Raw genomic sequence first — 25,792 nt, 5'->3', positions numbered from 1 at the left:
CGACGGGGGAATCGCGTCAGGCACTGCGGGGGGTGGCTGAGATGGTGCGCGGGGCGGGTGGGGGGGCCGCCTCCACGAGCTGATGGTCGCGCTGGTCGAGGTTCACGAAGATCATTCCGTACCGGATGGCACACCGCACGGGCTGCGGCGCCCCCCGAGGCCGCCGCAGACACCGGTACGCCCGTACGTCGTCGTCCTCGTCCCGCGTCACCACGACCGGCTCGCCGAACACGGTCACCATCAGCGAGTCACCGCTGTGGGGGATGGCGGTGACCAGGTCGATGAAGTGCCAGCCGGAGCGGTAGGCGGTGGCCATCTCACGACGGAAGGAGCGATCGTCGGGTGGAGTGGTCACGTCAGCGCTCCGAGTCCATGACGCTCGCCGGCCAGACACTGTCCGCGACCACATGCTCCTTCGGAGCTATCGGCCAGACACTGTCCGCCCGGTTGTCGCCCTTCGAGCCGGAGAGGCCATGCACGGTTCCGACAGCCACTACGGCGGAGAAGGCGGCGACAAGCACCGAGCGAAGCATTCTGTTACGCATAGTCGGCTTCGTCCTCACTTGAAGGTCCCCTCTTCCCCCGTCGAGTACGACGATGGCTCATTCGGGCACGTCATGGCCACACAATCGATGCATCATGTTCCTGCACGTTCAGGACCCTGGGGGGTGGAGATTTGGTGACGAGTCGGACTAAGGCCACACATCCCCATGCGGTGACCGAGCTGTGCGAGGAGGGTGGCCGACTTTATGCGAACGCCCTGCGGGCGGGACGCATTGCGCGAACGGACGTGCAGGCGGCTCCGTGCCTGATGGAGTTCGCCCTCCTGCACCCCGACCCGGACGACCCTGACTGGCTGCGCCCCATACCCCCGGCGGTCGCTCTCGCCCAGCGGCTCAATCCCATAGAGCACGAGATTTCCGAGCGCAGACGGTTGTCCATTGAACTGTCCGACGTCTTCGAGCCATTCATGACCATCAGCGCCCAGACCACGACGGGCGGCTCGATCACCGTGCTGGAGGGCAGTACCCGCATCAACGAGGCGCTCAACCTGGCGACCGCCCAGTGCCAGACCGAGATGCTCACGGTCCAGCCGAGCGGCCACCGCCCCGAACAGAGCCTGATACAGGGGCTGGGCCGCGACCGGCCCCTGATCGAGCGGGGGGTCCGCATCAGGACCCTCTATCCGCACACCGCCCGGTACAGCCCGGAGAGGCTGGACTACGTGGCCCGGCTCTCCGACGGCAAGACGGAGCACCGGACCATCGACGGGCTGGTCGAGCGGCTCGTCATCTGCGACGAGGCCGTCGCCTTCATCCCGATCCGCGACGACCAGAAGGTCGCCCTGGAGCTCAGGCATCCGGGGCTGGTCCGGTACCTGATCAAGGTGTTCGAGTTCATGTGGGACCGGGCGGTGCCGCTGACCGCCGGCGCCCCGTACGAGACGGCGCCCGACGGCATCACGGAGATACAGCACTCGATAGCCAAGCTGCTCGTCGAGGGTCACGTCGACGAGGCCATAGCCCGCCGCCTGGGCATGAACGTACGCACCTGCCGGGCCCACATCGCCAAGCTGGCCAACGCGCTGGGCAGCGGCAGCCGGGCCCAACTCGGCTACCTCATAGCGCAGTCGGGGATTCTGAAACAGGAGAACTGACCGCGACCCGCACCGGACGGCAGGAGGTCACACCGGACGGGCCGTGAGCCACACCGGACGGGCCGTGAGTCCCGATCAGACGGCCGGGGACTCGCACCCTACGGCCGGGGGTCTCACCGGACGGCCGGGGGTCTCACCGGACTGTCGGGGGTCTCACCGGACTGTCGGGGAGCGCCGGCCGGGAACGGTCAGCGGGCCGACGGGCGGTCCGTCCAGCCCCACCTGCGCGATCCGCACACCCAACTGCGCACGGCTCGCCGCCCCCAACGTCTCCGACAGCCGCGCGATGTGCGCCCGGCAGGTCCGCACACTGATGCCCAGCCGCTCCGCGATCACCGCGTCCTGGTGGCCCTCCGCGAGCAGCGCGGCGATGGACTGCTCCCGGTGCGAGATGCCCTCGATACCGGTGTCGGGCAGCGGGGCCGACAGCGGGATCGCCAGCCGCCACAGCCGCTCGAACACCGTCACCAGGTAGGAGACGAGCGCCGGGTGACGCAGCTCCAGCGCCATGGTGCGCTCGGGGTTGGCGGGGATGAAGGCGACGGTCCGGTCGAACAGGATCAGCCGGTCGACGACCTCGTCCATGGTGCGCGCCTCGACCGTCCCGCCCATCAGCTCCAGGTAGTTCAGCAGCCCCTGCCCGTGCCGGGCGACGTGGTTGTACAGGTCCCGCATCCGCACGCCCCGCCCGCGCAGCGCCAGCGCCCGGTGCAGCCCCTCCGCGAGCTCGTCCTCGCGGCGGATGCCGCCGGGCTGCACGGTGAGCACCTCGGTGGTGCACGCCTGGGTCGCCTCGTCCATGGCCGCCTGGATGCGCGTCAGGCCGTCCAGGACGCGGATCGCCTGCCCCTCTCCGGGGCCGCCGGCCGACGCCGGGCCGCCCAGCCCGGCGTACCACTCGACGGCCGCCACAGCGGCGCCCACGCGCCGTTGGCTGGCGCTCACCTCGTCGTGCACCCCGCGCAGCAGCCGGGTCATGACCTCCTGCGGGGAGGTCGGCACCAGCCAGTCCATGTCGTCGGGGTCCGGGTGCAGCAGGGCCAGCTCCAGCAGACAGGGCACCGGCTCGGCGTCACGGCGCGGCACCCGCCCCCGTCGGACGGCCCGGGAGTACACCCGGTCCCCGGCCTCGCACAGCCGGTCGGCACCGTGAGGATGCTCCTGCGCCCCGCGCCCGGCCATCGCCCATTCCACCCCCGCTGTACGCCTCTTCCGCAGCGCAACTATGCGCGGCGAGGAGCGGCTCCGCAACACGGCTCCCCAGGGGCCCGGGCCGGAAATCCACCCCTGTGCGGGGGTTCGGCCGGACACCGGCGCCGACGGCCGGGGCGGCCGGTGTCATCGGCCGGGGACGGCCCGCGTCACTTCAGCTTCAGGGCCTGGCAGGCGTTCTTGTACTCGCTGGTGCAGATGTCGGAGACCTTGTAGATGCCGTCCGCGATGACGGTGTCCTTGATGTTGCTCTTGGTCAGCGCGACCACCGTCACCAGCTGCGCCGGGATCTTCTTGTGGGTGGGGCTGTCGACCCGGTCGCGGGTGAGGGCGTCGAACTGGATGTCGCGGCCCTGGACCTTGGCGACGGCCATCTCCGCGGCGGCCTCGGCCTCCTGCGGGTAGGACTTGTAGACGCTCATGTACTGCTCGCCGGCGATGATGCGCTGCACGGCGGCGAGTTCGGCGTCCTGGCCGGTGATCGGCGGCAGCTCGGTGACGCCGGCGTCCTTGAGGGCCTTGATGATGCCGCCGGCCATGGCGTCGTTGGCGGAGTAGACACCGCCGATCTTGCTCTTGCCGATCTTGTCGATCGCCTCGGCCATCTCCTGCTCGGCGAGCTCCGGCTTCCAGCCGTCGGTGTCGTAGCTGGCCGCGATGGTGACCCGGCCGTTGAGCTCGGAGAGCGCGCCCTGCTTGAACTGCCCGGCGTTCGGGTCGGTCGGCGAGCCGTTGATCATGACAATGTTGTCAGTGACCTCGGGAGAGCCCATGCCCTCGATCAGGGAGCGGCCCTGTACCTCCCCGACGAGTTCGTTGTCGAAGGAGACGTAGGCGTCGATCGGGCCCTCGGCGAGCCGGTCGTAGGCGATGACCGGGATACCGGCCTCCTTGGCCTCCTTCACGGTGCCCGCGATGGCCTTGGAGTCGACGGCGTCGAGCAGGATGACGTCCACCTTGTCGGAGATCATCTTCTGCATCTGCTCGATCTGCTTGTCGGAGTTCGCCTCGCCGTTGGCGTACACCGTCTTGCCCTTGTTGCCCGTGAGCGAGGCCACCTTCGCCTTGATGATGGGGTAGTCGAACTCCTCGTAGCGGGTGTTCGTCTTCTCCGGCATCAGGACGCCCACGGTGACGTCGTTGCCCTTGGTCGGACTCGCCTCGGCACCGTCCTCCGCCGCGCTCAGCATCCCGCAGCCGGCGAGCGAGAGGGTCATCGTGGAGGCGACCACAGTGAGGGCTATTCGACGCATTCAGGGGCTCACTTCAGGGGTGCGTGTGGACATGGGTACGACATGACGTCCCAGGTGTCTGAAAAGACAACGCGTCAGCGCATACCGGCGTCAAGCGAAATCACTTAACGAGATGGCAACATCACCCTCCGCTCAGCGGCCGAAGACGCAGGAAAGCAAGCCCAATTCGGTGCAAATCACCTCAAGGCCCCCTCTTCGGCGGGCCAGTTCCGCGACACGTTCACCACTCCTGCGCTCCACCCGTCCGGTCCTCCTCCCGTTCGCCACGGCGGCGCCCGCGCCCGATCCGTTCACAGGTACGAACGAACCCGGCCAGCCGAGCGGGCCGCCCGCAGCACCCCACGACCGCCCGGGGACCAACGCGCAGGGCCCGGGGGACCAACGCGAAGGGCCCGGAGTCGGACGGGACTCCGGGCCCTGCTGTGCGCCGACGCGCGGCCGCCGTAACGGCCCCCGTGACGAGTGGCGTGACGAGTGGCGGCGGCTTCAGTCCTTGGCCTTCTTCGGCCGCCACACCACCAGCGCGCTGGTCTGCTGCACCTCCTGGTACGGCACCAGATCGCGGCGGTACGACGCGTGCACCGCCGCCTCGCGCTGCTGCATGGCCGCCGCCGCGCCGTCCAGCGCCGCCTCCAGCTCGGCGACCCGGGACTGCAGCGCGGCGACCTGGTTCTCCAGTTCGATGATCCGCTTGATGCCGGCCAGGTTGATGCCCTCGTCCTGCGACAGCGCCTGCACCTGGCGGAGCAGTTCGATGTCGCGGGCCGAGTACCGCCGGCCCCGCCCGGGGGTCCGGTCGGGGGAGACCAGGCCCAGGCGGTCGTACTGGCGCAGCGTCTGCGGGTGCAGTCCGGAGAGCTGGGCAGCCACCGAGATGACGTAGACCGGGGTCTCCTCGGTCAGCTCGTACGGGTTACGTCGACGGCCGTCCATCTGCGTCATGCTCCCTTCGCGGCCTCGAACAGCTCCGCCCGCGGGTCCTCGCCCGCGGTCGCCTCGCGATACGCCTCCAGCGCGTCACGAGCCTTCCCCGACAGGTCCTTGGGAACACTCACCTCGACGGTGACCAGCAGGTCCCCGCGCGTGCCGTCCTTGCGGACCGCGCCCTTGCCGCGGGCCCGCATGGTGCGGCCGTTGGGGGTGCCGGGCGGCAGTTTCAGGGTCAGGGACGGGCCGCCGAGCGTGGGGACCTTGATCTCCCCGCCGAGCGCGGCCTCGGTGAACGTCACCGGCACGGTCACCGTGAGGTTGTCGCCCTTGCGGCCGAACACCGGGTGGGCGCCGACGTGCACGACGACGTAGAGGTCGCCGGCCGGACCGCCGCGCTCACCGGGCGCGCCCTTGCCGCGCAGCCGGATCCGCTGCCCGTCGGTCACCCCGGCGGGGATGCGGACCTGCATGGTGCGCGACGACTTGGCGCGTCCGCTGCCCTTGCAGTCGGGGCAGGGGTTCTCCGCGATCAGCCCGCGGCCCTTGCAGTCCGGGCACGGGTCGGTCAGCGAGAAGCCGCCGCCCGAGCCCCGGGCGACCTGCCCGGTGCCGACGCAGGTCGGGCACACGCGCGGCGTGCCGTTCTTGTCGCCGGTCCCGGAACAGGCCTTGCAGGGGGACTGTGAGGACATCCGCAACGGCACCGTGGCGCCCTCGATGGCCTCCGTGAAGCTGAGGGTGACCTCGGACTCGATGTCCTGGCCGCGCCGGGGCTGGGTCCGCGTGCCCGCGGCACCGCCCCGGTTGAACAGGCCACCGAAGACATCGCCGATGCCGCCGCCGAAACCGCCGCCACCCGCGCCGCCCGCGCCACCCTGGGCGCCGCCTCCGAAGAGGTCGCCCAGGTCGAAGTTGAAGGAGCCGCCGCCCCCGCCCGGCCCGGGGCGGAAGCCGCCGTTGCCGAACAGGGCGCGTGCCTCGTCGTACTCCTTGCGCTTCTTGGGGTCGCCGAGGACGTCGTTCGCCTCGGAGATCTCCTTGAAGCGCTCCTCCGCCTTGACGTTGCCCTTGTTGGCGTCCGGGTGGTACTCGCGGGCGAGCTTGCGGTACGCCTTCTTGATCTCGGCCTCGGTGGCGTCCTTGGGCACGCCGAGGACCTTGTAGTAGTCCTTCTCGATGAAGTCCTTGGTGCTCATCCTCGCCGTACCCCCTCTCCGCGGTTCTCCTCGGTCTTCCCGTCAGCCCTCGTCCGGGCCACCGCTCTCCTCGGTGTCGGCCGACTCGCTCTTGTCCGCCGCCTCGTCGGCCGCCTTGACCGTCTGGGCGCCGGGCTGCGGCTCGGCCACCGCCACCCGCGCGGGGCGGATGGTGCGCTCGCCGATCCGGTACCCGGGCTGCAGGATCGCCACGCAGGTCGTCTCGGTGACGTCCGGCGCGTAGCTGTGCATCAGCGCCTCGTGGATCGTCGGGTCGAAGGGCTCGCCCTCCTTGCCGAACTGCTGCAGGCCCATCTTGGCGGCCACGGTCTCCAGCGACTCGGCGACGGACTTGAAGCCGCCGACCAGCTCGCCGTGTTCCCGCGCCCGGCCGATGTCGTCGAGCACGGGCAGGAGTTCGGTCAGGAGGTTCGCGATGGCGATCTCCTTGACCGCGATCCGGTCGCGCTCGACCCGGCGGCGGTAGTTCTGGAACTCCGCCTGGAGGCGCTGCAGATCCGCCGTGCGCTCACCGAGCGCCATGCGAGCCTGGTCCAGCTGGGCCAGCAGGCCCGCGTCTGCTGCTTCGTCCCCGGCCGGGGCCGCTCCCTCGCCGTTCGGCGGGGTCGCGGCCTTCGGCTCGGCGTCGTCAGGGGTCGCGCCGGAGGGGACGTCGGGCTTCTCCTCGAAGCCCGGGGTCTCCTCCGTCACGCGGCACCGTCCTTGCGCTCGTCGTCCACGATCTCGGCGTCCACGACGTCGTCGTCGGCCTTCGGGGCCTCGCCGCCGGCGGCGGCACCGTCGCCCGCGGCCTGGGCCGTCTGGGCGTCGGCGTACATCGCCTGGCCCACCTTCTGCGACACGGCGCCGACCTTCTCGGTGGCGGTGCGGATCGCGGCGGTGTCCTCGCCCTTGAGGGCTTCCTTCAGCTCGGCGACGGCGGCCTCGACCTCGGTCTTGACCTCGCCGGGGACCTTGTCCTCGTTGTCCTTGAGGAACTTCTCGGTCTGGTAGACCAGCTGCTCGCCCTGGTTGCGGGCCTCGGCGGCCTCGCGGCGGCGGTGGTCCTCCTCCGCGTACTGCTCGGCCTCCTGGCGCATGCGGTCGACCTCGTCCTTCGGCAGCGAGGAGCCGCCGGTGACGGTCATCTTCTGCTCCTTGCCCGTGCCCAGGTCCTTCGCGGTCACGTGCATGATGCCGTTGGCGTCGATGTCGAAGGAGACCTCGATCTGCGGGACGCCGCGCGGCGCCGGGGGCAGACCGGTCAGCTCGAACATACCGAGCTTCTTGTTGTAGGCCGCGATCTCACGCTCGCCCTGGTAGACCTGGATCTGCACCGACGGCTGGTTGTCCTCGGCCGTGGTGAAGATCTCCGAGCGCTTGGTCGGGATCGTCGTGTTGCGCTCGATCAGCTTGGTCATGATGCCGCCCTTGGTCTCGATACCGAGGGACAGCGGGGTGACGTCGAGGAGCAGGACGTCCTTGACCTCGCCCTTGAGGACACCGGCCTGGAGCGAGGCGCCGATGGCGACGACCTCGTCCGGGTTCACACCCTTGTTGGCCTCCTTGCCGCCGGTCAGCTCCTTGACGAGCTCGGCGACGGCCGGCATGCGGGTGGAGCCGCCGACGAGGACCACGTGGTCGATCTCGCCGAGCTGGATGCCGGCGTCCTTGATCACATTGTGGAACGGCGTCTTGCAGCGCTCCAGCAGGTCCGCGGTCAGCTGCTGGAACTGGGCGCGGGTGAGCTTCTCGTCCAGGTGCAGCGGGCCCTCGGCGGACGCCGTGATGTACGGCAGGTTGATCGAGGTCTCGGTGGACGAGGACAGCTCGATCTTCGCCTTCTCGGCGGCCTCGCGCAGCCGCTGCAGCGCCATCTTGTCCTTGGACAGGTCGACGCCGTGGCCGGACTGGAACTGCTTGACCAGGTAGTCGACGACGCGCTGGTCCCAGTCGTCACCACCGAGGTGGTTGTCACCGTTGGTGGCCTTCACCTCGACGACACCGTCGCCGATCTCCAGCAGGGACACGTCGAAGGTGCCGCCGCCGAGGTCGAAGACGAGGATCGTCTGGTCGTCCTTGTCGAGGCCGTACGCGAGCGCGGCCGCGGTGGGCTCGTTGACGATGCGCAGGACGTTCAGACCGGCGATCTCACCGGCCTCCTTCGTCGCCTGGCGCTCGGAGTCGTTGAAGTACGCCGGGACGGTGATGACCGCGTCGGTCACCTTCTCGCCCAGGTACGCCTCGGCGTCGCGCTTCAGCTTCTGGAGGATGAACGCGGAGATCTGCTGCGGGTTGAAGGGCTTCCCGTCGAGCTCGATCTTCCAGTCCGTGCCCATGTGGCGCTTCACGGAGCGGATGGTCCGGTCCACGTTGGTGACGGCCTGGCGCTTGGCCACCTCACCTACGAGCACCTCACCGTTCTTCGCGAAGGCGACGACGGACGGCGTGGTCCTGGCACCCTCGGCGTTGGTGATGACGGTGGGCTCGCCGCCCTCCAGAACGCTGACGACGGAGTTAGTCGTGCCCAGGTCGATGCCGACCGCACGTGCCATGGTTGATTCCTCCAGCTGACTTGAGTGGAACAGGCTCAAGTGTGCACGACCCGCCGCCGCCGGTCAACAGACCTGAGCCGACGAGGCTCAACTCTTATCCCCTCCTTACACGCAAGGGGCGGAGAGGGGCGTTCTGAGCTGGGGTTTTACGGGAGGCGGGCGGGAGGGGGCGGGTGAGGGGGTGGTGTGCCCGGGAGTGTCGACGGCTTGACGCGTGGAGGTGGTCGGCGAGGACCGGGGGCTGAACGGCGGGGCGGGGGAGGACGGCCGAGGGGGAAGGGGGCGGCCGGCCGCGGAGGCGGCGGGTTGCCCGTGCCGGGGGCTGTATGCGCGGTGGGCCGAGGAAGGGACGCGGGTCACACGACGGGGCGCGGGAGTACGGGTCCCCTCACGGGCGGGCGGAGGGTGCCGCGGCGAGGTCCGGAGCCCACCCGACGGACGCCCCCCGGCCCGCACGCCCCCCGGCCCGGACGAACGCCAGGCCCGGACGACCCCCCGGCCCGGACGAACGCCAGGCCCGGACGAGGGACCGGACCGCACGAAGGGCCGGACCGGACGAAGGGCCGGACCGGACGAAGGGCCGGACCGGACGAAGGGCCGGACCGGACGAGAACCCGCTCCCGGTCGGCCCCGGCCCGCCCCCGTTCTGAGCCGAACCGTCCCCGCCGAAGCCCCCTCCCCCACCTCCCCGCGCGGCACACACCTCACTCACGACGCCTGGGCGGGCTCCCAGCGGCGACCGGGTCCGCGGCCCTCTCCGGCCTCGCGCGACTCGGCGACCTCATAGGTCCGGTCAGGTGCGGGGGAAGGCACAGGCTCGCAGCCACCCGAGGCCGGGCCGAGCCCCGCGGCAGGCTGCCTCGGGGCGGGCTGCCCAGCGGCGGGCTGCACCGGGGCGGGCCGCACGGGGGCAGGCTGCACGGGGGCAGGCTGCACGGGGGCAGGCTCGCCGCCGAGAAGGGGCTCCGGGGCCAGTACGGCTTCAGGACCCGGGCCGACGCCGACCTCACACCCGAGAACGGCTCCGCGTCCGTAGACGGTTCCACGACCCTGGGCCCCCGCATGATCCGGGCCGGTAGCGCCACCCACCGCACCCCCACCGTCCACGACAGCACCCCTACCGCTCGGCGCGGCTTCCCGGCCCAGGACGCTCCCGGCACCCACGGCCGCCCCACGGCCCGAGCCGCCGCCACGCCCCCAAGCACTGCCACGCGCCCAAGCACCACCCCCCGCCCAGGCACCGCCCCGTGGTGCCCAAGCACCTCCACGCCCGAAGCCAGGACCACGTCCCCACCCGGACCCACGTCCCCACCCGGACCCACGTCCCGAGCCGGACCCACGCTCCCAGCCGGATTCCCGGCCCGCCCCCGCTTCCCCCCGCGGCACGGCTCGGTGCTGCCGACCGGCGCCGGGGCGAGGCACGGGCCGGCGGCGGGCGGACGGGCCGGGCACCCGGAGCATGGCGAGCGTCAGCAGGGCCGCGCCGCCCGCCACCCACAGAGTGCTGCGAGGTCCGAGCCAGCCGCCGTGTGCCAGCACGGCGACGAGTACGGCGGCGAAGGCGGCCACGGTCAGGAGGACGGTGGCACCCGGCGGCGTGAGGCCGAGCCGCCGCAACCGGTGGCCGAGATGGTCCGGGCCGCCGCGCAGGAGCGGCCGCCCGGCGACGCGGCGCGCGACGACGACCACGACGGCGTCGACCACGGCCACCGCGGTGAGGGCGAACAGCACGCCCGCCCCGGCCACCGGATCGTGTCCCACGCGCGCGTGCACGCCCGCACCGGCGACCAGGAACCCCGAGAACAGCGACCCGCAGGCGCCGAGGCCGACCCGCGCCGGCGGCCAGTTGTGCATCAGGAAGCCGGTCAGCACCGCGGCCAGCACGCTCAGCAGTACCGCGAGTCCGTCGAGCACCTCCGCCGCCGCGCAGGCGGCCGCCCCGAACGCGGTGATCACCCCGACGGCCCCGGCCACCCCGTCCGCGTGGTCGAGCGACCGGAAGGCGAGCGCCACGACGGTCACCCATCCCGCCGCGAGGATGCCGCCGAGGACGCCGACATCCCCGTACGGCATGACGCAGGTGGCCGCGACCGCCGTACCGACGATCAGGAAGCGCGTGCGCAGCCGCCACGCGTCGGCGACCAGCCCCAGCCCGGCCACCACGGCGGCGGCCGTCAGCAGGGCACCCACCCCGGGTCCGAGCGGCGCGTATCCGCCGCTGTCCCCGACCCAGGCGACGGCGCAGGTGGCGCCCGCCACGGCGACCCCGCCGGCCAGCGGCACCCGCCGCTGGCGCTGCCGCCGGTCGACGAGTCCCACCCGCAGGGCGGGCACACGCAGCAGCGCGGCGAGGGAGGCGGCCAGGAGCAGGGCGGCGGTGGCGGAGGCGATTCCGTAGAGCACGGATACACGTTAGGGCGAAATGTACCAATTCGGTATGAATAACACGATCGGATCGCAACGGGAGCCGCCCCTCCCCACGCCACCCGGCGCGGGCACCCGGTGCGACGTCCGCCGATCCCCGCCCCACCCCCACCAGTGCGGCATCCTGGGAAGCACCGCCCGCCCGCGCGCCCACACACCCGCCCACCCCCCGCCCCCGGCGCTCAGGTCTGCCTCAGCGACACAGATCACCGCACGGCTGACTACAGTGCGGCGGGGGATGCGGGTAGTCTCGGACGGACTGCATAAGTTACCGCTTAGTAATCTCCCTCGCAGGCCCGAGGAGCCACCCCATGCAACTCGCCGCGATCATCGTGTCGATGGTCCTCATGGCAGTCGGCATCGCCCTGTTCGGCCGAGCCATCCTGCAGATCTTCCGCTTCTTGATGCTCGGCCAGCCCCTGCCGGCGGGCGCCCGGACCAACGACCCCGTCCTGCGCACCCTGACTCTGGCCAGGGAGTTCCTCGGCCACACCAGGATGAACCGCTGGGGCATCGTCGGTTTCGCGCACTGGTTCGTGGCGATCGGCTTCTACACGCTGCTGCTGACCATCGTGAACGCCATCGGCCAGCTCTTCGTCGCCGACTGGGTGCTGCCCGTCATCGGCGACTGGGCGCCGTACAACGTCTTCGTCGAGTTCATCGGCACCATGACGGTGGTCGGCATCCTGATCCTGATCGCCATCCGGCAGCTGTCCCGGCCCGGCAGGCCGGGCCGCAAGTCCCGCTTCGCCGGCTCCAACACCGGTCAGGCCTACTTCGTCGAGGCGGTCATCCTCGTCGTCGGCACCTGCATCTTCATGCTGCACGCCCTGGAGGGCGCGCAGCACCACGTCGACGGCTACGAGGCGTCCTTCTTCATCTCCTACCCGGTCGTCTCGTGGCTGGAGGGCATGGACCTCTCCACGCTGCAGAACCTCACCTACCTGTTCGCCGGTCTGAAGATCGCCGCGTCCTTCATCTGGATGATCACGGTGGCCCTGAAGACCGACATGGGTGTGGCCTGGCACCGCTTCCTCGGCTTCCCGAACATCTGGTTCAAGCGGAACGCCGACGGCGCGACCTCGCTCGGCGCGCTGCTGCCGATGACCTCCGGCGGCAAGCCGATCAACTTCGAGGACCCGGGCGACGACGACGTCTTCGGCGTCTCGCAGGTCGAGCAGTTCTCCTGGAAGGGCCTGCTGGACTTCTCCACCTGCACCGAGTGCGGCCGCTGCCAGTCGCAGTGCCCCGCCTGGAACACGGGCAAGCCGCTCTCCCCCAAGCTGCTGATCATGTCGCTGCGGGACCACGCCCACGCCAAGGCCCCGTACCTGCTGGCCGGCGGCGGCAAGACCATGGAGGGCGAGGAGAAGGCGTCCGAGGAGCAGCTGGCCGGCGTGCCCGCCGCGGCTCTGGCGGAGGCCGAGCGCCCCCTCATCGGCACCGCCGAGGAGAACGGCGTCATCGACCCGGACGTCCTGTGGTCCTGCACCACCTGCGGCGCCTGCGTCGAGCAGTGCCCCGTCGACATCGAGCACATCGACCACATCGTCGACATGCGCCGCTACCAGGTGATGATCGAGAGCGCGTTCCCGTCCGAGGCGGGCACCATGCTCAAGAACCTGGAGAAGAAGGGCAACCCCTGGGGCCTGGCCAAGAAGCAGCGCCTGGAGTGGACCAAGGAGGTCGACTTCGAGGTCCCGGTCGTCGGCAAGGACATCGAGGACCTGTCCGAGGTCGAGTACCTGTACTGGGTCGGCTGCGCGGGCGCGCTGGAGGACCGGGCAAAGAAGACCACCAAGGCCTTCGCCGAGCTGCTCCACATCGCGGGCGTGAAGTTCGCGATCATGGGCGGCGACGAGAAGTGCACCGGTGACTCCGCCCGCCGCCTCGGCAACGAGCCCCTGTTCCAGGAGCTCGGCATGGAGAACGTGATGGCCCTGAACACGGCGTTCGGCGAGGAGCTGGACGACGAGGGCAAGGTCGTCGCCGAGTCCGCCAAGCCGAAGTCGGCGAAGAAGATCGTCGCCACCTGCCCGCACTGCCTCAACACCCTCGGCAACGAGTACCCGCAGCTCGGCGGCGACTACGAGGTCATCCACCACACCCAGCTGCTCCAGCACCTGGTGGACGAGGGCCGGCTGATCCCGGTGACCCCGGTCGAGGGCATCATCACCTACCACGACCCGTGCTACCTGGGCCGCCACAACAAGATCTACACGCCCCCGCGCGAGATCATCGGCAAGGTCCCGGGCCTGCGCAACGAGGAGATGCACCGCCACAAGGAGCGGGGCTTCTGCTGCGGCGCCGGCGGCGCGCGGATGTGGATGGAGGAGCGGATCGGCAAGCGCATCAACAACGAGCGCGTCGACGAGGCCCTGTCCCTCAACCCGGACATCGTCTCCACGGCCTGCCCGTTCTGCCTCGTCATGCTGACCGACTCGGTCAACGGCAAGAAGAACGACGGCAAGGCCAAGGAGTCCATCCAGGTCGTCGACGTCGCCCAACTGCTCCTGGACTCCGTCAAGACGCCGGTCGACCCGGCGGGCGACGCGGAGGAGGAGAACGAGCCGGAGCCGGAGCCGGTGAAGTAACCGCCCTCCGAAGGCCGTTGATGCCCCCTGCCGACGACGGCGGGGGGCATCGCCGTTCCCCGGCTCCCGCTGGGCGAAATCGCTCCGGGTATTCCCCGGGGCGCTCACCAGGGGCTCCTCAGGCGCCCCTCAGGTGCTCCTCAGGTTGCCCCTTAGGGGATGTCACAGGTCGGCAGCAAAGGGCCCCCGTATGCCGGGCTCCCGCGCCTCCTCCCCGGCGACCAGGTACGTTCGATGACGTGGCTGGATTCAGGATCGGACGCGGCGGCCGGGACGACCGCGCCCCGCAAGCGCGACCGCAACACCCCCCGCACGGGCAGCAGGCGCCCCAGGCCCCGTCGTACGGCTATCCGCCGACGCCGCAGGCCCCGCAGCCGGCGTACCCCCAGTACCGGGGCGGCGGGCAGCCGCCGTACGGCGGTGGCTACGGCGGCAGTTACGGCGGACCTGGCGGACCTGGCGGACAGGGACCCACGGGCGGCCAGGGTGCGCACGGCGCACCCGGCGGACACGGCGGACACAGCGGACACGGCGCTCCCGGTGCGGACGAGCCGGAGTACTTCGGCGGCGACAACGCCCACGCCCCGCACGCCCCGCAGGACCGCTACGCCGCGAACAACCCGGGCCACACCCAGGCGTTCTCGATCGACGACCAGGCCCCCTACGGCCGGGGCGGCGGCCCCGGCGCGCCCGGCTTCCCCCAGGGCTACGAGGGCGGCCGGCAGGGCTACACCCAGGGCGAGACGTACCAGACCGGCGCGGCGGGCCCGGCCGCCCCGATCGGCCCCCGGCTGCGCTGGAAGGAACTGCTGAGGGGCATCGTCCTCTCCCCCGCGCAGACGTTCCTCCAGATGCGCGACTACACGATGTGGGGCCCGGCCCTCATCGTGACCTTCCTGTACGGCCTGCTGGCGGTCTTCGGCTTCGACGGAGCCCGCGAGGAGGCGATCGACGCGACGCTCTCCAGCCTGGTGCCGATCGTCCTGATGACGGCCGTGGCGATGGTGCTGAGCTCCTTCGTCCTGGGCGTGGTCACGCACACCCTGGCCCGCCAGCTCGGCGGCAACGGCGCATGGCAGCCCACCGTCGGCCTCTCCATGCTGATCATGTCCCTCACCGACGCACCGCGGCTGCTCTTCGCCATGTTCCTCGGCGGTGACGCGACCTTCGTCCAGGGCGTGGGCTGGGTCACCTGGGCGGCCGCCGGCACCCTCCTGACGATGATGGTGAGCCGCTCGCACGACCTCCCGTGGCCCAAGGCCCTCGGCGCGTCGGCGATCCAGCTGATCGCCCTGGTGTCGATCGTGAAGCTGGGCACGTTCTAGCGTTCCGGCGGCGTCCGGCGGCATTACGGCGGCGGGGCCCAGCGGCATTACGGCGGCGGCGCCCAGCGGCTTGGCGGCCGGGGTTCCGTCGGCGTTCCGTCGGCGTTCCGTCGGCACGGCGGGTAGGGGCCCGGCCCGACCTGACCACCCGACCCGGCCTGCCCCGGGGCCCCTCACTGCTCCCCTGCACTCGCGGCCCGGCTCAAGCGCCGTGGCGTCCGTGGGCGTAGAACTCGTCGTCCTCCTCGGACGGCTCCAGAGGGGCGTACTGCCGCAGCTCGCCGCCGCGGATCATCCAGAGCCGGAAGAACGACTCCTCCTGGTCCTGGACCAGGAGCTGCACGGCGTTCGGCTGCCGCCAGGGCGTCTCGGCAAACCGGCGCCTGAGCGCGTCGAGGTCGGCGTGGTCGAGGGCGCCGGCCCAGACCTCGCACTCGGGGTACTTCCCCCCCGCCCCCAGTCGGAGTCCTCGCCGGAGATCAGGCGCAGGCACCCGACACCGAGCACGTCGGGCTGCTCCCGCCGGGGCGCTTCGTCCCGCAGCCAGTCACTCAGAGCCTCGGCGTTCGGGGCGCCCTCGGGGCCGACGGCGACCATCACGTTGGCCACCCAGCTCATGGGCGCTCCCTTCCTCTCCGCCGACGCGCGAAGCGAACCTTCAGAGGGCTTCCCTGTTCTCCTTGGGCGCCTCACCCGACCTGTGCACGGGAGGCAGGACACTCCACGGGAAGTTGATCCAGTCGTCGGTGCGCTTCCACACGTACTCGCATTTCACGAGCGACTGGGACTTCTCGTAGATGACGGCGCTGCGCACTTCGGCGACGGTGTCGAGACAGAAGTCACGGACCAGCTTGAGCGTCTTTCCGGTGTCGGCGACGTCGTCGGTGATCAGGACCTTCTTGTCCGAGAAATCAATGACATTGGGGACGGGCGCGAGCATAACGGGCATTTCAAGGGTGGTGCCGACGCCCGTGTAGAACTCCACATTCACCAGATGGATGTTCTTGCAGTCGAGCGCGTAGGCGAGTCCACCGGCGACGAAAACGCCACCGCGCGCGATGCTCAGCACGATGTCCGGCTGATAGCCGTCGTCGGCGATGACCTGGGCCAGCTCACGGACGGCAGCCCCGAACCGCTCGTAGGTCAGATTCTCCCGCGCGCCGTTCATGTCGTTCACGCCGTGACCCTCAGACCCGGGTGCGGTGGAAATTACGGAAGGACCGGGAGGCGGTGGGTCCGCGCTGCCCCTGGTACCGGGAGCCGTACCGCTCGCTGCCGTACGGGTGCTCGGCCGGCGAACTGAGCCGGAACATGCACAGCTGCCCGATCTTCATGCCGGGCCAGAGCTTGATCGGCAGGGTGGCGAGATTGGACAGCTCAAGGGTCACATGGCCGCTGAATCCGGGGTCGATGAAGCCCGCGGTGGAATGGGTGACCAGGCCGAGCCGCCCCAGCGAACTCTTGCCCTCCAGCCGCGACGCGAGATCATCGGGCAGGCTGATGACCTCGTAGGTGCTGGCGAGGACGAACTCCCCGGGATGCAGAATGAACGGCTCATCACCCTCGGGCTCGACGAGCCGGGTGAGATCCGCCTGCTCGACGGAAGGGTCGATGTGCGGGTACCGGTGATTCTCGAACACCCGGAAGAACCGGTCGAGGCGCACGTCGATACTGCTGGGCTGCACCATGGATTCGTCGAAGGGATCGATCCGCACCCGCCCGGCGTCGATCTCGGCCCGGATGTCCTTGTCTGAGAGAAGCACGCCCTGAGGATACGCAAGACGCGCGGAGTCGCCCCCATCGGACGACTCCGCGCGCCAACCCGGTAACCGTTCGTTACCTCAGGCGATAACCCCTTCCACCGTCTCTCCCGGTGTCACCGCTTCTGCAGACTCACCGGCACGGCACTGCGCAGGCGGGCACACCGAGGACATCGGACGAGCCGCCCGGGGCCGAGCCGCTCGGCCTGCTGCATCGGGAACGAAGTGGTGCTGAACACGTGCCCATCGGCACAGCGGACGAGGGTGCGTTCCATCAAGTCCTAGAGTCCCTTCCCCAAGAGCCGCGTCACGACTGGCTGGGATGCCGTGACGACGAACGCCACATTACGGGATGAAAGGGACGGCCCTCCAGGCGGCACTCCGACCCCGCCGAGCCCCTCTCCAACCCCGCCACCGTACGCCCCAACTCCCGCACCCCGCAGCCCGATCCCACCCCCGCAACACCCCTGAAACGCACTCAGACCCCGCGGTGCCAGCACCGGGGGTCTGCCATGAGGTAGAGTGACCAAGCAGTCGGACCCCGACTCCGGTCGGTGTCTTACGCGGGTGTAGTTTAATGGTAGAACATCAGCTTCCCAAGCTGAGAGCGCGAGTTCGATTCTCGTCACCCGCTCCATGATTAAGGCCCAGGTCAGAGACCCGGGCCTTTTTGTTGTGCTCTGCGATCACTCGCCGCGTGCCAGATTCGTGCCAGAAGGCTTGTCGGGCCCCTTCTCGGCTGCGGCGACCCGCGCCTTGCGTACGGTCGCGTCGAGGCCGGCGGCGACCTCTTCCTGTCGTTCGTCGTCGGAGTGCTGGTAGATCAACGCCGCCTTCTCGGAGGACCGCCCGGCGAGGACCATGGTGTCCTTGAGGATGGCCCCGGACCGGGTCGAGACTCCCGGCGGAGGAACGCGGAAGGAAGCACAGTCCGGGCGCTGGCGTCGCTCTTGGTTGACCTGTCAAGCGCCATTGCTGCTACGTCGTCAGGCGACAACTGCGCCTGAAGCGCACGATGGAAGCAGCAACACGGAGAGGGGCAGCCCATGAACAGGCAGCATCGTGCCCGGGACCCGAAGACGCCGCCGCAACCGGGATGGGGACCCAGGTCTCACCAACCGCCGCCGCCCCAGCAGTCGACCGCATGGCCGAATGCCGCCCAAAGCGCTTCTTCCCCCGGACAGCCGCCAGGACAGGCCCCAACCGCACCCCCACCGAGGAAACGGCGGCGCGTCTTCTTCTGGGTCTTCCTGGCGGTACAGATCCTCTTCCTCATCTGGGTGATCACAGGCGCGGCAAGCGGCAGCGGCACACCGGAAGACTGCAAGGGGCTGACTGGCGACCAGTTGGAGTTGTGCAACGACGCGAGCGACGTCGGGACCACGATCGGAGTGGGTCTCATCATCGGGCTCTGGGTGGCCGCTGACTTCATCCTGGGGCTCACGTACCTGGTCTACCGACTGGCTACTCGGCAGCCGCGCGCGTAGAGCTGCGTCAGTTCACACGGTAGGTGTCGTCCAGCACCCGCCGGTCAGCGGGAAGCAGCACGTCAGAGACTTGCAGGGGCTTGGCCGGAAGCAACAAAGGCCACGGGTGGGACATCCCCGGCGGAGCGCATTCCCGTCATGACGTCCAGGCATCATCGACCATGAAGGAGACCACTGTCCCGCCGAAGCGGCTGGGCCCGGAGTGCCACGAGTCGGCGATGGAGTCGACCAGGAGCAGCCCGCGTCCGTGTGCGTCGTTGGCATCGGGCCGGCGCCGCCGCACGTTCGCCGGGAAGCCAGGGTTGTGCACCTCGACCCGGAGCGAGTCCCCCTCGCGGAACCACTCGACCCGCACAAGCCACGGATCCTCCGACCGCCCGAAGACGATGGCGTTGGTCACCAACTCCGAGATCATCAGAACGCAGTCGTCGACCGAGCAGACCGGGTCGTACGGGGCGATGAACTTCCGGAACCAGCGCCGCGCCCGGGGGATGGACTCCGCGACGGGGTGCAAGGTCATCGCCCCGAGCCGAGGTGAGTCCTCAGAGGGACAGCGGTCGATCATGTAGGCCATCCGCGCTCACTCCTTGCCGCTGCCGTCGCAGTCGAGGCAGCGCCGTTTCGATGTGGCACGCGTGCGGTCGGCGGCGGTGGCCAGTGCCAGGGTCGTACGCGAACCGACACGCTTCCATCCGCGCCCCCGGCACCCTCGGCACGCTGGGCGCGTGCCCCGATCCGGCCGCTGACTCGTCACGCCATGCCCCCTTCCGATCAAGTGGCCTTAGCCACTTACTGGATAGTGGCATTGTCCACTTGGGCTGTGCAAGCGGTTCGCCACGATTGGCGAGTCGTCAGGAGAGCGGGTAGCCCTGCTCGAACGCCCAGCGGTGCGGCGGGTAGGTGGCTTCGGCGAACTCCAGCGGCCGGTCCTGGAGGTCGAAGACGACGTGATGCACGATCAGGACCGGCGAGTTGGGCTCCAGATGCAGGTCGGTGGCTTCCTCGTTCGTTGCCGTACGGGCGCACATCCGGTCTTCTGCGTAACTGCCCTGGCGACCGGTCATGTTCTCGACGTACAGGAGGGTCCCTTCCTGGATCCGCCTCGGATCCGTCAGCTTGGGCGCCCGCCGGCCCACATCTGCCGCGAACCACGAGGTGGACAGAGTGATGGGCCCGTCCTGGTTGTTGGTGACCCGTCGCCGGTGCACGGCTCGACGGTCCTTGACCAGGCCGAGCGCCTCAGCGACGTGATCCGGGGCGTCGAGCCAGCCCGCCGAGGTGATGACGGCGTACTCGCCGGAGGTGTAGATCTTCCCGGTCTGCCGGGCACGCCCGTACAACTCGCGGGCCCGCCGGTTCACTTCGAGGCTGCGTACGTAGGTGCCGGACCCCTGCCGCTTCTCGACAAGCCCCTGATGACTCAGCGCCTCCAAGGCCCGCGCGGCCGTCGGCCGGGACACCTTCCAGTCGGCCGCGAGTTGCCGTTCCGAGGGAACCTCGTCTCCCGGTCGCAGGTCACCCCGAAGAATCTGATCGCGGATGAAGTGCGCGATCTGGAGATACTTCGGCTGAGCCTCCTCGATCTGGGGCATGTGCCCTCCTCGTCCCGTGCCGCATGGTCGGCAAGTGGCTATGGCCTCTAGCCACTATAGGGTGAGTGGTCAACACCGGAACCCGTACTCTTGGGCCCATGACGCGGTTGATCGTCGCAGCAGGAGGAGGGGGCGACGCAGTCGCCGCCGCCATGCTCCACGCCGCCCTGTACAGCAACGACAGCGATCCGGCGGTGATCCTCACGTACGCGTGGGACCGCTTGCTGATCGACCCGGTACCGGGCCCGCGAGGAGCCGACGACTTCACAGGCCTGGAGCCGATCACCCCGGCCGTCTGGAAGGTGCCGGCGCAGGCCCGCCCCATCGCACCGGCGGGATCCACTCTCCCCCGACTCGCGGCAGAACTCCCGCACACGTTCGCACTGCTCGACCCGAAGCAGGGTGCCGAGGGCGTGACCCGCCAGCTCGAAGAGTTGGTGACCCACCTGGCGCCCGAGTCGATCGACCTCCTGGACGTCGGCGGCGATGTGCTGGCCCGGGGCGATGAACCGACACTCAAGAGCCCACTCGCGGACGCCCTCACACTGGCAGCGTGCTGCCAGACGAACGCACCGATCCGGCTGCTGATCGCCGGTCCGGGCCTGGACGGCGAACTGCCCCTCGACGACCTGCTCGGCTTGCTCGGTCCAATCGTCCACACCTTCACCGCGAAGGACGTGAGGCCCATCAGCCCGGTCCTGGAGTGGCACCCTTCCGAGGCCACCGGCATGCTCGCGGCAACCGCCCGAGGAGTGCGCGGCACGTGCGAAGTCCGGGACGCCGGGCTCCCTATCCCTCTCACCGACGAAGGGCCGGCCGTCCACGCAGTCGACCTGGACGAGGCACTGAGCCGCAACGAGTTGGCCCGCGTGGTCCTGGCGACGACCACCTTGGACGAGGTGGAGGCCCTGTGCCGTGAAGTCTGCGGCTTCTCGGAGATCGACTACGAGCGCAACAAGGCCCTCTGGCTCAAGGACCAGCAGGCGGCGAAGCTCGACCCCCAAGCGGTACTGGCCGGCGTCGAGCAGTTCGAGGCGGAGGCCCGAAGCCGCGGAGTCACCCACACGACGTTCCGCCACCTCACCGAGGCCCTGAACATCAACGGCTCGCAGCGGGACGCCCTCCGCACCCTGCTCATCAACAGCCGACCGGAGCAGTACACGGCCCCACTGTGGCAGATCACATGACAAACGACCACGAGTCCCCGTTCGCCACCGATCTACCCGACCCACAGAGCACACTCACCCGTACCGACTGGGCAGAGTTGCAGCATGCTTACGGGCGAGCCACAGACGCGCCCAGGACACTGGTGGCGCTGCTGGATCCAGAGCAGGATGTGAGAACGAGAGCGCTCGAAGACCTTCACAACGTCCTGCACCACCAGAACACGCTGTACGAAGCGACACCACCCACGGCGCTCTACGTGGCCGCCATCCTGCCGGACACGAGGACGCTGCGCTCAGTCGACAAGGACCACCGAGCCTTCCCAGGCTGCGTGCGAGCCGAACTACTGCTCTGGATCGCATCGGTAGCGAACGAAGTGACCGACGCAGCCGATGCGATAGGCCAACAGCACGGGTTTCCGCTCGACGACTATCCGCCGGCGGTCGCCATACGCGAGATCCGACCGTTGTTGTTCTCAGCAGCTTCCGCATACGCCAACGATGCCGACCGTGCCGTGAGCGAAGCAGCGCTCTCAGCCTGCATACCGCTCTTGGACGATCACAGGCTGCTGCACCATAGGGCGGCATTGGTGTTCGTAATCCGACAGGTCCTCGGAACCAGCGAGCTGTGGCAGCACCGCGAGCGAGCTATCGATGCACTCAACGCATGGGGCGAGGACTCCTCAGGATTGGAAGGTCAGCGGAATCCCTTCCTGTTCTGCGACACCGACCTATCGCCCCACAGTTCGCCGTGGGGCGCTGATCAAAGCACCACCCAAGGTCGCGTGGACGATCCGCCGTTCTGACGAACCATTCCAAGATCATCAACGCGCTCAGCCGTTGAGTAACAACCTTCTCTACGGGTTCAAGGCGGCTCGCTCCGCTCCCCGCGCGCGGCCCGGCCCCCTGCCGGGCCTGCGCTCCTGTCTCCGCCCCGCTCCAGCCCGGCCGGCGCCCGTGCCGCGCTCAAAGCAAGCGGCCGCGTAATGCTAGAGAAGGGATATGAGGGTGGGTTGAGGCGCCCAAAAGCCCCGTCCTCCTATTGAGACGGCATAACAACCTTCACTCCCTTTCCCAGGGATGACGCGGGAGCAGCAAGTTGAACCGGCTCAGTAAAACGGATCTGCACATCGCGCATCCCAGTGAAAGGCGAGAGATCCACGGCGCGATTGGCCCGCCCTCGACGCACTAGTACACTAAGCGATTTCACGTCTTTAATAGCCGCAAGCATGGGGAGGTTCTTCTGTCTTACAGAAAACGCGCCCACACGCAGGTTGGTCATTCCACTCAGAGCCCCAACATTTTTGAAATTTTGGACATGCATTAGCTGAAGCATCATTAGACTGTCAGCACCTTCGAATTGAGCGAAATCGACTTCTGTACAAAACGTAAACGTCACCCACTCCAGGCTCGCGAATTGATCATTCTGTGCGAATCCAGTCACCGGACCAGCAGATCCGATTTGGAGACGCCTCAGATTCTCGAGGGCAGGGAATCTGTTGAAGTCAAATGGCGCAGAGTCTTTGATGTGCAGCGTCAGGGTGACGAGGTTCTGCAACTGGCCGAGACTCTGAAAGTTCCCCTCTTCCGGATCAAAGCTTCCCAGAGCGAGGCCCCGCAGGTTGGGAAGTTGAGCAATGCGATCCATGGCTGGTTCGGAGTTATTCCAGAGCGCAAGATGCCTGACTGAGTGACAGCTTTCGAGCCAATCATAGTTCTTTATAGGGCAGCCACATTGAAGGGTTTCCAATTCGGGAAAGTGGCGTAGAGCAGGCAGCAATTGCTCGTGATCGATCACGAGTTCCCTGCGCGCGATAGGCGATTTACTCATGACACGTTTGGCGTACTCATCTACGTCAAATTGAGTCCAAGCGCGAGATAGTTCCGCGTAGACGGCTTTACGACCATCGGAACCATAACCGCCCAAAATATCCAGGGCCCCTTCGCCACCAACCAAGCTCGCTGTCCGAACGGTAGATGCCGCTTGCTGAGCAAGCAGCCGACGCCCGGAGCGAGGCAACAGGGGAAGCACTGACTCACCTACTGCTGCCAGTTCCTTCGCCTCAGAAACCTTAGAAGAGGGTATCAATTTCTCGGCATGTTGCCTGACGAGATCATAGGTTCCTCGATCAAGTTGGTCGGCATTTTCCAAACAAGCAGCGGCAAGCAAGTGCAGCCTAGCCATGTTTGCCGGCTCATTCTCCCCTCGTTCAATCAACTGATTGAGAATTTTGCTGCATTCTTCTGGTCGAGCATGCCCTACTGCCATGGCGACGACTTCCTGCCATTGGTCCAGGTGTGCATTCCTTACCAGTGAACCAATATCGTTGAGTGACACAATCGTCGCAGCCGCGAGGTACTCCAGGAAAGTGCGGTGAATGAAATCAACCCGCCCTTCCACAGGCCGTCGCAATAGGCCGCTGCGAACCATCAAGTATTTGTATACTTCGGGACCGCTAGAGTGAACCGACGGCATCGACTCCAAGGCCAACCGCACCTGATCAATTGCTTGATCTTCTGTGGTGTCGGTCAATTGGTTGCGTAGAAGCCAGTATGCGAAGTGGCCCAGAATTCTTTGCTTCTGATTAAGTGTCAGATTTGGCGCATCGGAATGGTTAATACGCCTCTCAACATCACGACGTACCAGGAGCATCTCAAGGGCTGCCGAGTAAAGCTCCATGCGGCCCTGCGGAAGCTGCATACGCCGATCCCGGCTGAGCGTGCACAGAAGAGCGCATAGGAGTGGGTTGGATGCCAACTTACGAAGCTGGCGCTGCCCGCGAATTGCCTTTGCAAGCTCACCTTCGTACCGGGCAAGTTCGTCAATCTCTTCATCAGTCGATTCGGCCGGCAAGCACGAACGAGCAGCATCGTGCCAGTGGCTTACAAAGTTCGCGATGTCCAAGCTACTCATCGGCAGCATGTCAACTGATGTAAAATTCTGCCGACTCAGCCATCGTTCTTCCGCAGCGGCAGGACGCGAAGTGACGATATACCGAGCTGTTGGGTAGGTATCGAGTAGCTCATCAAGCCATTCCTTGGCTTCTTCTCGCCGATTCTCGGGCAGCTCATCCACGCCGTCGATCAGAATAAATGCACGTCCACTCCGAAGAACGCGATTTACCCACCCGCTGGGCATCTCTCCAGCGAGGTGCTTGCCAATTTCGTTCAGAAAGTCGTGTGCAGCTGGAAGGTCGCGATCGGCAAATCGACGCAACGGTAGCAGAAATGGAATATAGCCATTGAAATTGCGAAGCTCACCATCAAGCGAGCGGCGCGAAGAATGCACCGACAACCAGCGAAGTAGCGTACTTTTCCCCGACCCTGCGTCTCCGCGAAGCAAGATGCGCTGGAAAGTAGCGATAGCACTCTCGGAACGAAGCCCGCCGCTTACTTCGCCTCCAACATCAGCGACACCCGCATGCCAGGAAGTTGCACCCTCAACTCCGAGGCTCACCAGATCCTTTTCAAATTCGCTTTTCCCAGGATTAGATTTATCGGATTCTGCAACGGAAAGACTGATGTAAGCAGTACTTAGTGGATAGGCTCGCTGGTCTGGTTGGGAGAGTGTCACACCGAAAAGCTCTAGCTGGTCGAGCTTTGCGACAACTACCTCTGAGTACTTTTCCTCGAATCTAACCTCAGCGGCGTTCGCGTCATCAATAACCGATTGGCGAACGTTGCGCAGCTCTTTCGCGACCTGGGTCATACGCTTGAGTTGCTCGACATTTGCTCTGGCTAGAAACGACGGCCAGGTCGTCACAAAGTTGAGAACTTGAGCAGAAACTTCTGTCACTAGGCGAGCGTAAAGGTTGTATCCAGCCTCGCTAAGCCCGATCCTCGAGACCTTCTCTTGAGTCTCCGCCAAAACCTGCTCAGCATGCAAACGCGGGTCGAAGTCGGTATCAAAAACATCAATTGAAACGGAGGCGAAAGAATCAATGACCGCTTGAAATGAAGCGTTGACTTCCGATTCAGGCAAACCTGAATATTCATTTCGCATGAGCGTTTCCATGATCGAGGAAACATGCTTCGCGAATTCCTTGATATCCCGATCCGTAATTTCCACTGCCGGGATCAACTTATTTCTGAACCTGCCGGTGGATCCTCCAGTTACGATCAGTGCGCCCGACTTCGGCGCTAGCGCAGACCTTACAGCGGCAGAAGCAGCGGAACGGAGTGCACCAGTGGCGACCTTGTATGCGAGCTGTTCCCACCCAACCATGTTTTTGCCCCCACTCGCTTGCACAAGCTGTCAGCACATCATCTTAGTGGAGTGCTGCTCGAATAGCTGGGATTCTTCACTACTGAACTGATGCACCAGTTGTACCACCGCACGGCACGCGGTCACTCACTCGATCGCAGGTCACCGCCGAAGACGACCCTGAGTCGTACAGATGAGAGGCTCAAGTCTGATGCACCTACCTACCTGCCGTCATGGGCTCAGGCTCAGTACCCAGTCCACCAAAGCGGCAGCCGTACACAGCGTACGTAGCACTCCGACTCACCAGGGCCAGTGTGGTGGACAAGCGATTGGCTATCCGGACGCCCCCCGGGGGGGCCGATGGCAGAATGCCAACAACGTGGCTGCGGCTGGTGGGGGTACAGCGAGACACACGCGCGCCTGATGGCTCGGCGCACCCG

The 25,792-nt window shown here is 67.5% G+C and carries 19 protein-coding genes, 1 tRNA gene and 1 pseudogene; 6 read left to right on the top strand and 15 right to left on the bottom strand.

Going from position 1 to position 25,792, the window contains the following annotated elements; translation table 11 throughout:
- Window positions 1–16 precede the first annotated feature (16 nt).
- The gene (locus ACSLTV_RS34440; RefSeq protein WP_432138370.1) at window positions 17–355 is read right to left on the bottom strand and encodes a hypothetical protein; all 339 of its coding nucleotides are present in this window, start codon (window positions 353–355) and stop codon (window positions 17–19) included.
- 306 nt (window positions 356–661) lie between these two features.
- On the opposite strand from ACSLTV_RS34440, the gene ACSLTV_RS34435 reads away from it, so the two are divergent.
- The gene (locus tag ACSLTV_RS34435) at window positions 662–1,657 is read left to right on the top strand and encodes a helix-turn-helix transcriptional regulator (protein WP_435613566.1); all 996 of its coding nucleotides are present in this window, start codon (window positions 662–664) and stop codon (window positions 1,655–1,657) included.
- A 153-nt stretch (window positions 1,658–1,810) separates the two neighbouring features.
- Here the strand turns inward: ACSLTV_RS34435 and ACSLTV_RS34430 are convergent, their stop codons facing one another.
- The 7 genes from ACSLTV_RS34430 to ACSLTV_RS34400 form a co-directional block, all read right to left on the bottom strand.
- Window positions 1,811–2,839 (bottom strand): LuxR C-terminal-related transcriptional regulator, encoded by a 1,029-nt coding sequence (locus ACSLTV_RS34430; protein ID WP_432138369.1) that lies wholly within the window; start codon window positions 2,837–2,839, stop codon window positions 1,811–1,813.
- A 179-nt stretch (window positions 2,840–3,018) separates the two neighbouring features.
- Complete coding sequence (locus tag ACSLTV_RS34425) at window positions 3,019–4,122, bottom strand: sugar ABC transporter substrate-binding protein (RefSeq protein ID WP_432158940.1); 1,104 nt, start codon at window positions 4,120–4,122, stop codon at window positions 3,019–3,021.
- Between the two features lie 486 nt (window positions 4,123–4,608).
- A complete protein-coding gene (locus ACSLTV_RS34420; protein ID WP_432138375.1) occupies window positions 4,609–5,055 on the bottom strand; it encodes a heat shock protein transcriptional repressor HspR in 447 nt (148 codons plus the stop codon).
- Between the two features lie 5 nt (window positions 5,056–5,060).
- Entirely contained in the window at window positions 5,061–6,248 is a 1,188-nt protein-coding gene (gene dnaJ / locus ACSLTV_RS34415; RefSeq protein WP_435613564.1) for a molecular chaperone DnaJ, read from the bottom strand.
- A 42-nt stretch (window positions 6,249–6,290) separates the two neighbouring features.
- Window positions 6,291–6,959: a nucleotide exchange factor GrpE gene (grpE, locus tag ACSLTV_RS34410; RefSeq protein ID WP_432138366.1), complete on the bottom strand. Its 669-nt coding sequence runs from the start codon at window positions 6,957–6,959 to the stop codon at window positions 6,291–6,293.
- Window positions 6,956–8,803, bottom strand: coding sequence for a molecular chaperone DnaK (gene dnaK, locus ACSLTV_RS34405; RefSeq protein WP_432138365.1), 1,848 nt, complete (start codon window positions 8,801–8,803; stop codon window positions 6,956–6,958). The genes grpE and dnaK overlap by 4 nt, the downstream gene beginning before the upstream one ends.
- Before the next feature lie 708 nt (window positions 8,804–9,511).
- Entirely contained in the window at window positions 9,512–11,206 is a 1,695-nt protein-coding gene (locus ACSLTV_RS34400; RefSeq protein ID WP_435613563.1) for an undecaprenyl/decaprenyl-phosphate alpha-N-acetylglucosaminyl 1-phosphate transferase, read from the bottom strand.
- Between the two features lie 332 nt (window positions 11,207–11,538).
- On the opposite strand from ACSLTV_RS34400, the gene ACSLTV_RS34395 reads away from it, so the two are divergent.
- Together ACSLTV_RS34395 and ACSLTV_RS34390 are read left to right on the top strand one after the other, a co-directional pair.
- Complete coding sequence (locus tag ACSLTV_RS34395) at window positions 11,539–13,821, top strand: (Fe-S)-binding protein (RefSeq protein WP_435613562.1); 2,283 nt, start codon at window positions 11,539–11,541, stop codon at window positions 13,819–13,821.
- A gap of 239 nt (window positions 13,822–14,060) precedes the next feature.
- Window positions 14,061–15,146 (top strand): Yip1 family protein, encoded by a 1,086-nt coding sequence (locus ACSLTV_RS34390; RefSeq protein WP_435613561.1) that lies wholly within the window; start codon window positions 14,061–14,063, stop codon window positions 15,144–15,146.
- Between the two features lie 202 nt (window positions 15,147–15,348).
- Here ACSLTV_RS34390 and ACSLTV_RS34385 read toward each other — a convergent pair whose 3' ends face one another.
- From ACSLTV_RS34385 to dcd, 3 genes are all read right to left on the bottom strand, one after another.
- Window positions 15,349–15,639 carry a hypothetical protein gene (locus tag ACSLTV_RS34385; protein WP_432158936.1) on the bottom strand — a complete coding sequence of 97 codons (291 nt, stop codon included), beginning with the start codon at window positions 15,637–15,639 and terminating at the stop codon, window positions 15,349–15,351.
- 165 nt (window positions 15,640–15,804) lie between these two features.
- Window positions 15,805–16,314, bottom strand: a complete 510-nt coding sequence (locus tag ACSLTV_RS34380) for a phosphoribosyltransferase (RefSeq protein WP_432138374.1) — start codon at window positions 16,312–16,314, stop codon at window positions 15,805–15,807.
- A 19-nt stretch (window positions 16,315–16,333) separates the two neighbouring features.
- Window positions 16,334–16,909 (bottom strand): dCTP deaminase, encoded by a 576-nt coding sequence (dcd, locus tag ACSLTV_RS34375; protein WP_432138360.1) that lies wholly within the window; start codon window positions 16,907–16,909, stop codon window positions 16,334–16,336.
- Between the two features lie 560 nt (window positions 16,910–17,469).
- On the opposite strand from dcd, the gene ACSLTV_RS34370 reads away from it, so the two are divergent.
- A tRNA-Gly gene (locus tag ACSLTV_RS34370) sits at window positions 17,470–17,543 on the top strand.
- 49 nt (window positions 17,544–17,592) lie between these two features.
- Here the strand turns inward: ACSLTV_RS34370 and ACSLTV_RS34365 are convergent.
- The 3 genes and pseudogenes from ACSLTV_RS34365 to ACSLTV_RS34355 all read right to left on the bottom strand — a co-directional run.
- Window positions 17,593–17,805: pseudogene (locus tag ACSLTV_RS34365) on the bottom strand (tyrosine-type recombinase/integrase); the annotation flags it as partial.
- Window positions 17,806–18,529: 724 nt separating this feature from the next.
- A complete protein-coding gene (locus tag ACSLTV_RS34360) occupies window positions 18,530–18,967 on the bottom strand; it encodes an ATP-binding protein (protein ID WP_435613560.1) in 438 nt (145 codons plus the stop codon).
- A gap of 277 nt (window positions 18,968–19,244) precedes the next feature.
- Window positions 19,245–19,985, bottom strand: a complete 741-nt coding sequence (locus tag ACSLTV_RS34355; RefSeq protein ID WP_435613559.1) for a GntR family transcriptional regulator — start codon at window positions 19,983–19,985, stop codon at window positions 19,245–19,247.
- Window positions 19,986–20,137: 152 nt separating this feature from the next.
- Between ACSLTV_RS34355 and ACSLTV_RS34350 the strand changes: the two genes are divergently transcribed.
- Together ACSLTV_RS34350 and ACSLTV_RS34345 are read left to right on the top strand one after the other, a co-directional pair.
- The gene (locus ACSLTV_RS34350) at window positions 20,138–21,172 is read left to right on the top strand and encodes a DUF1152 domain-containing protein (protein ID WP_435613565.1); all 1,035 of its coding nucleotides are present in this window, start codon (window positions 20,138–20,140) and stop codon (window positions 21,170–21,172) included.
- Between the two features lie 122 nt (window positions 21,173–21,294).
- The gene (locus tag ACSLTV_RS34345; protein ID WP_435613558.1) at window positions 21,295–21,954 is read left to right on the top strand and encodes a hypothetical protein; all 660 of its coding nucleotides are present in this window, start codon (window positions 21,295–21,297) and stop codon (window positions 21,952–21,954) included.
- Window positions 21,955–22,187: 233 nt separating this feature from the next.
- On the opposite strand, the gene ACSLTV_RS34340 is transcribed toward ACSLTV_RS34345, so the two are convergent.
- The gene (locus ACSLTV_RS34340; protein WP_435613557.1) at window positions 22,188–25,217 is read right to left on the bottom strand and encodes an NACHT domain-containing protein; all 3,030 of its coding nucleotides are present in this window, start codon (window positions 25,215–25,217) and stop codon (window positions 22,188–22,190) included.
- Window positions 25,218–25,792: the final 575 nt, after the last annotated feature.

It is taken from the genome of Streptomyces sp. bgisy159, assembly GCF_965341775.1.
Lineage (GTDB): Bacteria > Actinomycetota > Actinomycetes > Streptomycetales > Streptomycetaceae > Streptomyces.
This window is presented reverse-complemented; position numbering and strand designations above follow the sequence as displayed.

What these genes read in the sequence shown, in the direction of transcription:
- ACSLTV_RS34355 (WP_435613559.1), bottom strand. Translation starts at nt 19,985, where the DNA reads ATGCCCCAGATCGAGGAGGCTCAGCCGAAGTATCTCCAGATCGCGCAC.
- ACSLTV_RS34425 (WP_432158940.1), bottom strand. Translation starts at nt 4,122, where the DNA reads ATGCGTCGAATAGCCCTCACTGTGGTCGCCTCCACGATGACCCTCTCG.
- ACSLTV_RS34360 (WP_435613560.1), bottom strand. Translation starts at nt 18,967, where the DNA reads ATGGCCTACATGATCGACCGCTGTCCCTCTGAGGACTCACCTCGGCTC.
- ACSLTV_RS34380 (WP_432138374.1), bottom strand. Translation starts at nt 16,314, where the DNA reads ATGAACGGCGCGCGGGAGAATCTGACCTACGAGCGGTTCGGGGCTGCC.
- ACSLTV_RS34350 (WP_435613565.1), top strand. Translation starts at nt 20,138, where the DNA reads ATGCTCCACGCCGCCCTGTACAGCAACGACAGCGATCCGGCGGTGATC.
- dnaK (WP_432138365.1), bottom strand. Translation starts at nt 8,803, where the DNA reads ATGGCACGTGCGGTCGGCATCGACCTGGGCACGACTAACTCCGTCGTC.
- dnaJ (WP_435613564.1), bottom strand. Translation starts at nt 6,248, where the DNA reads ATGAGCACCAAGGACTTCATCGAGAAGGACTACTACAAGGTCCTCGGC.
- ACSLTV_RS34430 (WP_432138369.1), bottom strand. Translation starts at nt 2,839, where the DNA reads ATGGCCGGGCGCGGGGCGCAGGAGCATCCTCACGGTGCCGACCGGCTG.
- ACSLTV_RS34420 (WP_432138375.1), bottom strand. Translation starts at nt 5,055, where the DNA reads ATGGACGGCCGTCGACGTAACCCGTACGAGCTGACCGAGGAGACCCCG.
- ACSLTV_RS34395 (WP_435613562.1), top strand. Translation starts at nt 11,539, where the DNA reads ATGCAACTCGCCGCGATCATCGTGTCGATGGTCCTCATGGCAGTCGGC.